Source organism: Frankia sp. KB5 (assembly GCF_002099325.1).
Lineage (GTDB): Bacteria > Actinomycetota > Actinomycetes > Frankiales > Frankiaceae > Frankia > Frankia casuarinae.
The window spans coordinates 24,066-34,598 of record NZ_MRUJ01000052.1 but is presented as its reverse complement, the minus strand read 5'-3'; the positions used below and the strand labels follow the sequence as shown (position 1 = coordinate 34,598).

9 protein-coding genes are annotated in these 10,533 nt (G+C 71.7%); 4 read left to right on the top strand and 5 right to left on the bottom strand.

Going from position 1 to position 10,533, the window contains the following annotated elements; translation table 11 throughout:
• Positions 1 to 511: 511 nt before the first annotated feature.
• Positions 512 to 1,963, top strand: coding sequence for an LCP family protein (locus KBI5_RS06245; RefSeq protein ID WP_085014546.1), 1,452 nt, complete (start codon positions 512 to 514; stop codon positions 1,961 to 1,963).
• Here the strand turns inward: KBI5_RS06245 and KBI5_RS06240 are convergent.
• The 4 genes from KBI5_RS06240 to ppgK all read right to left on the bottom strand — a co-directional run bounded on the left by KBI5_RS06240 (position 1,957) and on the right by ppgK (position 6,499).
• Positions 1,957 to 3,000: a YihY/virulence factor BrkB family protein gene (locus tag KBI5_RS06240; RefSeq protein ID WP_241882692.1), complete on the bottom strand. Its 1,044-nt coding sequence runs from the start codon at positions 2,998 to 3,000 to the stop codon at positions 1,957 to 1,959. The two genes, KBI5_RS06245 and KBI5_RS06240, sit on opposite strands and share 7 nt — an antisense overlap.
• A 248-nt stretch (positions 3,001 to 3,248) precedes the next feature.
• A complete protein-coding gene (locus KBI5_RS06235) occupies positions 3,249 to 3,449 on the bottom strand; it encodes a hypothetical protein (RefSeq protein WP_011437872.1) in 201 nt (66 codons plus the stop codon).
• 158 nt (positions 3,450 to 3,607) lie between these two features.
• Complete coding sequence (gene sepH / locus KBI5_RS06230) at positions 3,608 to 5,398, bottom strand: septation protein SepH (RefSeq protein ID WP_023840361.1); 1,791 nt, start codon at positions 5,396 to 5,398, stop codon at positions 3,608 to 3,610.
• A 264-nt stretch (positions 5,399 to 5,662) separates the two neighbouring features.
• Positions 5,663 to 6,499 (bottom strand): polyphosphate--glucose phosphotransferase, encoded by an 837-nt coding sequence (gene ppgK, locus KBI5_RS06225; protein WP_085014542.1) that lies wholly within the window; start codon positions 6,497 to 6,499, stop codon positions 5,663 to 5,665.
• A gap of 272 nt (positions 6,500 to 6,771) precedes the next feature.
• Here ppgK and moaA point away from each other — a divergent pair, with 272 nt between their 5' ends.
• Both moaA and KBI5_RS27645 read left to right on the top strand, forming a co-directional pair.
• Entirely contained in the window at positions 6,772 to 7,758 is a 987-nt protein-coding gene (moaA, locus tag KBI5_RS06220) for a GTP 3',8-cyclase MoaA (protein ID WP_085014541.1), read from the top strand.
• Positions 7,755 to 8,921, top strand: coding sequence for an NTP transferase domain-containing protein (locus KBI5_RS27645; RefSeq protein ID WP_235462930.1), 1,167 nt, complete (start codon positions 7,755 to 7,757; stop codon positions 8,919 to 8,921). The genes moaA and KBI5_RS27645 overlap by 4 nt, the downstream gene beginning before the upstream one ends.
• Here the strand turns inward: KBI5_RS27645 and KBI5_RS06210 are convergent.
• Positions 8,885 to 9,307: a hypothetical protein gene (locus KBI5_RS06210; protein WP_011437867.1), complete on the bottom strand. Its 423-nt coding sequence runs from the start codon at positions 9,305 to 9,307 to the stop codon at positions 8,885 to 8,887. The two genes, KBI5_RS27645 and KBI5_RS06210, sit on opposite strands and share 37 nt — an antisense overlap.
• 506 nt (positions 9,308 to 9,813) lie before the next feature.
• On the opposite strand from KBI5_RS06210, the gene KBI5_RS06205 reads away from it, so the two are divergent.
• On the top strand, positions 9,814 to 10,533 hold the full coding sequence (locus tag KBI5_RS06205) for a hypothetical protein (protein ID WP_085014540.1): 720 nt from the start codon (positions 9,814 to 9,816) through the stop codon (positions 10,531 to 10,533).

Below are 10,533 nucleotides of genomic sequence, written 5' to 3'. Positions count from 1 at the left end.
CCCTAACCCCACCCACAAGCCGAAAACCACCCGACCGGCAACACCGGCCGGGCCTTCGGCCCGCCCACCCACGCCATCACCGAACTCTTACGCGTGTCGCGAACACCATCGGGTACCGGCATCATTGTTGCGCATCCCGATACCCGTGGCTGTCGTCGGGATCGCAGGATCGGGATCGGGCCCGCGACCGGTCTCGATGCTCGGCGTCAGCCGGGGTCCGCCGCCGCTCGGCTCGGCCGGGACGGTCCGGGCGGCGCCGTCGGAGTCCGCACGGTCCGCGGGCCGGCCGGGGGCCTGCGAGGTCGTACATCCGACAACCCCTCGGGAATGCCATGACGCCCGTCACCCGTCACCATCGAAAAGACTGTCCGGGAGGGTTCCGGTCCGTCCGCGCCCACGTCGTGCCAAGGTGGTCCGGCGGGTTCGCGCCGGTGGTGGACGGTGCCGACCCCGGGCGGCGCCACTGGCGCGGATGATCTCATCCCGGTGGATGAGGGAGGAGGACGCGGCCATGACCTGGCCTCCGGATCGTCCGGAACGGTACGGGCCGACGGCGGGACGCCGGGACGGCGAGCGGCCTGGCCGGTCCGTCCGTGACCCGCGGGACCCACGCCGGGCCCCTGAGGAGGACTGGCCCGTCGGGCAGTGGCCGCGCCGGGAGCACCGGCCCGCTCCGCGGGGTCACGATGATGACGAGCCGCGCGTACCCCCCGGCGCCTACCCCGATCCCTACGGCCGGTACCCCATCGATCACCCGGCGGCCGAGCCCCGGTATGACCGGCCGGCCCCGGAGGGTCCCGTGGCACCCGGGCAGGGCGGCTTACGGCGCGGTCTCACCGCCATGGCCGCGGTGTTGGCGACCCTCGTCCTGATCCTGGCGGCCGGTGGCTGGGCCGTGCTGAAGCACTACGACGGTAGGGTGCATCACATCCCGCTGGCCTTCTCCGCCAGCGCGGACCGGCCGGCGTCCGCATCGGGCGGAACGCAGAACATCCTGCTCGTGGGGTCGGACACTCGGACGGGGACCAACGGCGAGTTCGGCCAGGTCGAGGGGCAGCGGTCGGACACGACCATCCTCGCCCACCTCGACGGCGACGGTTCGACGACTCTCATCTCCTTCCCCCGGGATCTGTGGGTGCGGATTCCCGCGTACACCGACGCGGCGGGCACGCAGCACGCGGCGCAGCGGTCCAAGCTGAACGCCGCCTTCTCCTACGGCGGGCCGTCCCTGCTCGTGGCCACGATCGAGAACCTCACCGGGATCCGGGTCGACCACTACGTTCAGATCGACTTCATCGGCTTCCAGGGGATGACGGACGCCCTCGGCGGGGTCACCGTCTGCATCAAGGAGCTTCCCCCCGAGCTGAAGGCACGGGGTTTCGACAACCTGCACGACCATTACTCCGGGTTTTCCGGTCAGGTCGGCGAGAACACGCTGAACGGGGCGCAGGCCCTCTCCTTCGTCCGGCAGCGGTATGGCCTACCCGAGAGCGACATCGACCGCATCCGCCGCCAGCAGCAGTTCCTCGGTGCCGTCTTCCAGCGGATCGCGTCGACGGACACCCTGCTCAACCCGGCGAAGCTGCTCGGGGTGGTCGACTCCGCCACCTCGGCGCTGACGCTCGACGAGGCCACCTCCCTCGCCGACCTCCGGTTTCTCGCGGTGCGGATGCAGTCGATCGGATCGGGCGGCGTCGCGTTCACGACGGTGCCGGCGGCAGCTGGCACCCGCGGGGGGCAGAGCGTCCTAGTTCCTGATCCAGCCCAGCTGGGCACCTTCCTCAAGCCCTTCGGCGGTCGTGTCGCCGACGGGAGCTCCACCGGCGCACTCCCGGCCGGCGCGGGGGGTGGCTCCTTCGCCGCGGTACCGGTGTCCGCCGCGGTACCGGTGGTCTGGTCCCCGACCAGCGCGGCGGGAAGGTCCGTCCCGGGTGACGCGGGCGGGGTGTCCTGCACCTATTGAGGCGGCCTCAAGGCGTTCAGCGCCGAGTGGCTGCCCCGGCGGCGCGGTGGCTGCTCGTCCAGCGCCGCGTTGAGCTCCGCGCCCAACAACACGGCCAGCGCGGTGATGTAGAAGAACAGCAGCGCCGCCACCGGTGATCCGAGCGAGCCGTAGACCAGTTCGTGACTGAACACGATCTCCAGGTAGTACCGCAGCACGCCGCTGCCCACGAGCCAGCAGACGAGCGCGAGGATCGCTCCGGGCAGCGCCCGCCACCAGGGTCGGCGTACCGGCAGCGAGAGGTGGTACAGCGAGGTCAGCATCGCCAGGGCCACGAGTCCCACGACCGGCCAGTAAAGCAGTGTGATCAGGGTACTGACGAGGGGATGGCGACTGGCGTCGAAGATCCGCGAGATCAGTTCGGGCCCCAGGACCAGCGCCGGCAGGAGGATGACCCCGCTGGCCACTTGGGCGAGAAACAGCCACAGCGCCAGGAGCCGGCTGCGTACCGCCGAGCGCAGCTCGCGCTGGCCGTAGGCGATGGTGATGGTGTTGACGAAGGTCGCCATCGCGGTCGACCCGGTCCACAGGGACAGCACGAAACCGATGGAGATCACATCCGGTCGGCCACGGGAGAGGATCTGGTCGATGGTCGGGCGCACCGCGTCGTCGACCACCGATTCGGTCAGCAGGCCGCCGGCGCCGTGAAGGATGCTCTGCCGGGCGCTGTCGAGGGCGTCGGCTCCGATGGCGTCACCGACGTAGCCGAGCGTTCCCAACAACGACAGCAGGAGTGGGGGCAGGGACAGCAGCTGCCAGAATCCCGCCTCGGCCGCAAGCCCCAGGACCCGGTGCCGCCAGGCATTGGTGATGGTCCGATGGGCCAGTCGCAGGGGTCCTCGGGGCAGCCGGCGGCGCTGGCGATCCAGCCGGTGGAACAGCGTGCTGCGCCGGATGGCGGTCCAGGTCGCGGCGTGACGGTCTCTGGCCCGCGTTAGCAGCCCGGGATTCACCTCGACGACCACCCTGCGCAGCAACACCATCCAGCGGCCGCTCACCGGGGACGATGCCACGGGAGCCGGTGTTTTGTTTCCCGCGGCGGACACGGCCCCCACCGTATGGCCTGGCGTTCCCGGGTGCCGAAGGGCACCCGGGAACGGAGTGGATGATCGCGGCGGAGGCCGCCCGGAGTAACGGATGGGCCGCCGGCCAGCGGCGAGGGAAGTGGTCAGGGATCCTGGATACGCCAAAAGGGACACATCGCTAGATCGTGATGTGCCCCTTCAGGGTGCCTGGGCGGCCGAGTTCAGGACACGCTGAGTTTGTCGGTCTCGTCGTGATACTCAACAGCCATCTCACGCAGCTTCGAGTCGTGCGACTTCGCGTGGTGCCGGCAGAACAGGAGATCGCCGCCCCCGGGCAGCACGACCCGCACGTAGGCCTGGGCACCGCACCGGTCGCAACGATCAAGATTGGTCAGCGTCGGCTTCGTGATAGTCCCTGTCACATCTACTCCAACTGTGTTAGGCGGTCAGACGTTCCAACTGACCATGTGACGGTTTACTCACAGCCGGCTCTCGTGGCGTCGTTGCATCCAGAGCGGCGTGGTGTCCGTGGTCCTCCATACCACGAACGGGTACCCGTCTCGGACGCCCGGTCGTCTGATCAGGGACGTCGGGCACCGAAGACGATGTCGTCCCATGCTGGCACTGACTTGCGTCCGCGTCGACCGCCTGCCGGACGTTCGTTCCCACGGGCGGTGTTACTCGGGCGTGCCCGTGACGCAGCGGAGGCGCTCGATGTGTCTACGGTCATCTCGTCGGTCCCGTCCGGCGCATCCTCCGTCTGCGCGGAGGGAGCCTTGGCGGGGGCTTCCCGCCGGGCTTCCCGCCGGGCTGCCGTGCGGCGCGCCCCGGGCGTGGAATCTGTGCCGGATCCGGCGGCTCGGGCGGCTGGTGCCGAGGTCACGGCGGCCGCGGCGGCTGCGGCGGCATCGGTGCCCGCTAGCGCGGCCGGTTCGGCGGGAGCGGATCGCGCTGCCGTACCGACGTCTGGGGCCGACGGCTCCGGTCCGGCCGGGGCCGCGGCGGCTGTCCCGCCCCGCTCCCCGCCGGCGACGGGAGGCACCTGCGCCGAGCCCGGGACCGGCAGCTTGGCGGCTGCCCCGGTGGGAGACGTGGCGGATGTCACGGGCTGCGGACCGGCCGGCGCGACGGCCGGTCGGGAATGCACTCCTGATCGTCCGGTCCCGGACGCGGACCCCACCCTGGGGCGGCTGCCGGGAACGCCTCGCCCCGTCGCGGCCGTCCGGCGAGCGACCTCGCCGCGGATCGGTTCGGGCCGGACGGGACGATCCAGGGACTCGGCTTCCTCGGCCCGGGCGGCCTTCCGCTCCACCGCGCGCGGGTCTCCCGGGGCCGCTGGGTCTGCGGACCGGGCAGGTACGGACCAGGGGGTCACGGCTCGGGTGTCCGCGGATCGGGTGTCCGCGACCACGGGTTGCGGTTCGGCCGCCTGGATCGTCTCCGGACGGGTGGGCGACCCGGGCGACCCGGGCGACCCGGGTGCCCCGGGCGCGATCCCACCGCCCGCGGTGTCCCCGGGATACGCGTTATCCCCGGGATATGCGTTATCCCCGGGATACGACGCGGCCGGGTGGGAGGGCAGGGCCGCGGGCGGAGGGTACTGTCGCTCGGGGAGGCCGTGCTGCGGGGCCGGTGTTCCCGGCGGCAGGCCCGATTCCGCCATCGCAGCGACCATCGGCTGGACCGGGGTGGCCGGGGTGGCGGGGATGCCCTGGTCGTGCACAAGGGTGAGCGCTGGCCCCGCCGCCCGCAGCGCCGCCGACGATGATGGTACGGATGACGGTGCGGGCACCGGCGCCGGCTGCTCTGCCGTCTCCGGCGCCACAAGAGTGCGGGCCGCGTCGTCATGTGGGCGCACCCGGCGCACCACCGGATCCCACGTCCAGCGGGCGCAGCGGCTTTCCGAGGTGAGCTGGACGAGCCAGATGCCGTCGACGCGGCGCCACGCGTCCCACTGCGCCGCGGCCGGATTGTCCTGGGCTCCCATCAGCCGCGCGTCGACGACCTCGCCCAACGGCCGTCCCGGCACGCCCCCCGGATCCTTGGGGAGCAGCGCGGCCCGCGCCTCCTGCACGACCCTGGCACGTTCGGCGAGGACGGGACCCTCATAGCGCTCCACCCGTTCCACCGGGATCCCGGCGGCCCTGGCCACCTCCGCCGCGGTCTCCCCGGCGCGCAGCCTGGCCTGGATCTCCCGTGGGGTGAGCGCGCTCTCGGTACGCACCTCGCTGCGACGCACACCGCGCAGGGCCGCGCGCAGCCGGTCGTCCACGGGCACCCGGAACTGCTCGCCGTCCGTCCTGCCGTTCGCGTCGGTGAGCACGAGGTAGCCGCCGTCCTCGCTGAGTGCGACCGCCCGCAGCTCGCGCATGGCGCCTCCTCCTCCGTCGAAGCCGTACCGCTTGTCGCCGTGCCGCGGCGGGCGGACCGTTGCGCCGGACGCGCATGGGAGCGGATGTCAGCATGATGCGTCAACCCGCCTTCGGCCTGTGCGTCCCGGTAGCTGACAGCCTGCCATCGATGGCGTCGGTCGCGGGCGTGGCGGCGGGCGACACGCACAGTCTGACCGTGTTGGGCCTGTTCGGGCAGTCCCGGAACGTCCGGATCCGGGACGAGTGGACTCGCGACCGGTGGATTATGGTCGCCTGCCGCCCGGGGGGCGGGTCGCGGGACCTCGGCGGCGGGCGGGCCGGGCAGCCGGTCGGGGCCGGTTCTGGTCGACCAGGCCGGAGATGGCGGYGCCGACGATGCCTGCCTCGTTCTGGAGTTGCGCGGGGATCACTCGGGTACGCACCTCGAGCTGGTCGAGGTATTTGTCCGCTCTCTTGCTCACCCCACCACCGATGATGATGAGGTCGGGCCAGAGCAGCGCCTCGATGGTGTTGAGGTACCTGGTCACCCGTTTGGCCCACTTCTCCCAGGAGAGGCCCTCGCGTTCCCGGGCCGCATCGGACGCCCTGGTCTCCGCGTCGTGCCCGGAGATCTCCAAGTGGCCGAGTTCGGTGTTGGGCACGAGCTGGCCGTGGAGGAACAGCGCGGTACCGATCCCGGTTCCGAACGTCGTCACGACGACCAGGCCGGTGGTGTCGCGTCCGGCGCCGAAGGTCATCTCGGCGATGCCCGCCGCGTCCGCGTCGTTCATCACGGTGATGTCCACCGGGCCCGTGGCGGCGGCCGACCCGCCCAGCGCCTCGGCGAACAGGGACACCACGTCGGTGCCGATCCAGGACGGGGCGATGTTCGCCGCCGTGAGCGCCACCCCGTTCTTGACCACTGCGGGCAGGGTGGCTCCCACCGGTCCCGACCAGCCGAAGCGGCCAACCACCTCCGCCACGGTCGCGGCCACCGCGGTGGGCTCGGCCGGCTGCGGAGTCGCCAGCCGGAACCTGGGCGCGGCCAGCGACCCGTCCTCGACGTTGACCGGAGCGCCCTTGATTCCGCTTCCGCCGACGTCAACCCCGAAGACCTGCATCGCCGAGCCCTCCCCTACCGATGTTCTGACCTTGCCGACCCCGCCGACCCCGCCGACCCTGCCGCGGTGCCGTGGGCCGAACCGCCGCCCAGTGACCGCGGACGTCCGTCGACCGCACGAGTTGTAGTCTCGCAGGCGATCGGGGCGGCCACGGTCCGACTGCCCACGTCGTGGCCTCTCCGTCCCGATCGCGTCCCGCCGGTGAGTCCGCCGCCGCGTGGCCCGACTCGGGACGAGCCGCGACTCAGACGAACGGCTCTTACCCTGGAGGAATGAGCCTCACCGACACCCATGGTCGCATCGCGACGGACCTGCGGGTGTCGTTGACGGACCGCTGCAACCTCCGGTGTACCTATTGCATGCCGGCCGAGGGACTCGCGTGGCTCCCTGGCGAGCGGATGCTGACCGACGACGAGGTAGTCCGGCTGGTTGGCGTCGCGGTTGGGCGGCTCGGCGTGACCGAGGTTCGCCTCACCGGCGGTGAGCCCATGCTGCGTCCGGGTCTGGTGGAGCTGGTGGCGCGGCTTGCGGCCCTGCGGCCGCGGCCCGAACTGTCCGTCACCACGAACGGTCTGATCCTGGCCCGCCTGGCGGGCCCGCTGCGGGCCGCCGGTCTGGACCGGATCAACGTCTCCCTGGACACGCTGGACGCGGACCGGTTCGTCCGGATCACCCGCCGGGAGCGGCTCGGTGACGTGCTGGCAGGACTGTCCGCCGCCGCCGCGAGCGGGTTCACCCCGGTCAAGGTCAACAGCGTCCTCGTTCGGGGCGTCAACGACGACGAAGCCCCCCGGTTACTGCGCTGGTGTCTGCGGGAGGGCTACGAGCTGCGGTTCATCGAGCAGATGCCGCTGGATGCGCAGCACGCGTGGCGTCGGGACACGATGGTGACGGCCGGCGAGATCCTTGCCTGCCTGCGGGCGGAGTTCACCCTCACGCCGCTGCCGGGCCGCGGCAGTGCGCCCGCCGAGTTGTTCGAGGTGAACGGTGGGCCCGGGYGGGTGGGGGTGATCGCCTCGGTGTCGGCGCCGTTCTGCGCGGCCTGTGACCGGGTCCGGCTGACCGCCGACGGCCAGGTACGTGACTGTCTGTTCGCCCGGCGGGAGAGCGATCTGCGGACCCCCATGCGTGCCGGCGCGGACGACGAGCGGCTCGCGGCTCTGTGGCGGGCGGCCGTGCGGGGCAAGAAGGCGGGGCACGGCATCGACGAACCGACCTTTCGGCAGCCGGACCGGCCGATGTCCGCGATCGGCGGATGACGGTGGCCCGGTCCGGGTCGTATGCCGGTGTCCCCGCGGGTTGGAGTGCCCTGGTGCTGGCCGGGGGTGGGGCGCGCCGGCTCGGCGGCCGGGACAAGCCGGCGGTGATGGTCGGCGGTTCCACCCTGCTCGAGCGGGTGCTGTCCGCGGTGTTGGACGCCGAACGGGTGGTCATCGTCGGTCCCCGGCGCGACCTGGCCGTCGATCCGATTCCGCCTGGTCGGGTGCGCTGGTGTCGGGAGGATCCGCCCGGCGGGGGACCGGTCGCGGCGATCGCCGCCGGCCTTGTCGAGATCACCACACCGTTCGTCGCCGTCCTCGCCGCCGACCTGCCGTTCCTGACCGGCCGGGAGATCGCGCTGCTGCGCCGCGGGGTCGCGGACCCCGCGGCGCAGGCCGCGCTGCTGGTCGACCCGGACGGCCGCCGGCAGTTTCTGGCCGCGGTGTGGCGGACGGCCTCGCTGTGGGCGGCGCTACCCGCCGATCCGATCGGGCGCCCGGTGCGCGGYCTGTTCGCAGACCGTCCGGTGACCGCGGTCCGGGCGCACGCCCGGACCTGCCTCGACTGCGACGAACCGGCGGATGTGGCGCGGGCCCGCAGCTGGGCCGCGGTGGGCGAGCGTGGCCCGGCCCGGCACGATAGGCCTATGACCTCCGCCGATGACCAGCAGCCTGATCACCAGTCGTGGTCCGATCATCGGGCTTCGGCGGATCCGCCGCCCCCGGAGGCCGGACGTCATCGCCCGCCGCCCGCCGCGGCCGTCGGCTCGGGTGCCGGCAACGTTCGGGACAAGAACGTTCGGGACAAGAACCTCCTGGAGCGGGACGTCCTGGCGCAGTGGGTGTCGGACGTCTGCGCCGAGCTCGGCCTCGACGCGGCACGGATCGACGTGGGCGCCGTCCTCGATCTCGCGCGCGACGTCGCCCACGGGGTCGCGCGTCCCGCGGCGCCACTCACCGCGTTCCTGGTTGGTCTGGCCGCCGGCCGGAACGCGGGCGGTGCCCACGGTGAGGAGGGCGGAGGCGAGGGGGGTACGGATGGTGAGCGGGAGGCCGCGGCTGCGCGCGCGGCGACGTCGGCCGTGCTCGGCCTCCTGGCGCGGGCGCGGGCGGGGACCGGACCCGCTCAGCCCATCCGGCCCGGACCCGCCTCGTCGAGGTAGCCGCGCATGTCGATCGCCATGGTGCGCACCGCGTCCTGGTCCGGCTCCGCGTACTCCTCGCCACGCGCCGACGCCCGCGCGTATCCGAAGGTCAGTCGCGGCAGCACCTGCGTCGGTGTGTCCATCCCGCCCTCCCAGCCGGGTTCGTCCCCGGTGAACGCGGCAGGTCCGGAGGGCAGGTCGCCGGAGGTGGGGGAGGCCGTCACGACGACCCAGTCGATCACGCCGAGTATGAGKATCGCGGCGAGTGCTGGCAGGGCCGCGATCGGGTTCCAGGCGGCCAGCCCCACCAGGACGAACACCGCGACCACCGTCAGTCCGCCGATGAGGTGCCGCCGCGCGGGACGAAGCGCGGGAACCTTACGACCATGCCGATAGTGCGCCATACCGACAGTGTGCCTGGGATGCCGCGTTCGGCCCGACCGTGGCCGCACCGTCCGAGTGCGGCCACGGTGCCTCACCCGGGATGGCGTTTCGCCCGGCCCGGCGCCCGATCCGGCGCCCGATCTGGAGGAGRCGTGCGGTATGCCCGGGGACGTTGGTTCGACCACGGGGGGATCGGGGTATGCCGCACACGCCGATCCGAGGCCCGGGCAGCGGCGTCCACCTCCAGGTTGGCGTTCGTGTTGCCCCGCAGGAAGATCATGACTTATTGTGATCTCCTTGACTCCTGCGGTCACCGAATCGGGGTTCGGYGTGCCGGAGTGGCGTCGGGCACCCGGAGCATCCGACAGCGGAGGGTATGTACTTCCTCTCTTTTTGGCGAAGGTTGCGTAGGTCGACCCCGTCCTGAGTCACACTTTTCGAAGGAAAGCAAAGGACCATGGCCCGGCGCCGCACCATGTGTTCAACCTCGCGAAGCTGGAGGTTCGCCGTGGAGGCTCGACGTCGGATGACACGTCCGCGCCGAAAGTCCGCCCCTGGCACCCTGCTGCTGCTCAGCGTAATCGTCTCGGTGTTCCTCGCCGCCGCTGCCTGCGGCTCGCCGAGTTACGAATACGTAACCAACAAGAAGGACGGCGCGTTTGTGCGTGTCCCGACCGGGTGGAATCACCAGGAGATGCCCGGACCTGCGCTTTTCGGGATCGACGCCCGCAATGTCAGCCCCGAGATGCTGCGCGGTCTCATGTCGCGGGAATGGGTCGTCGGCATCGACGCGGCCCAGCGGTTCGACAACACCCGGCTCCTCGTGCCGGACGCAACGCAGCCGAAGGGGTTCGTCCAGGTTCRCCACCTGCTCCCGGAGGAGGCCAACGCGGTCTCCACCAACGATCTGCGCAACTTCGTCCTCTCCGTCGACGACGCGGTGGCCGCGCAGGAGCAGGCCGTGCGGCAGAACCCCTACGGTGCGCGGCTGACGCCGAACTTCCTGCTACTCGCGGACGAGGTTGTGCACAAGAAGGATGGTGTGCACGGGGTGCACCTCGTTTACCAGGTGCAGACCCAGGCCGGGCTGGTCACCATTGACCAGACGAGCCTGCTCGACAACGGGCAGCGAGTGCTCTACCAGCTGATCCTCGCGTGTTCGTCGCTGTGTTACGCCACGCATGGTCAGCAGATCGGCGATGTCGCCAAGTCCTTCACGATCGAGCCGACGGACCGAGGTCAGTAG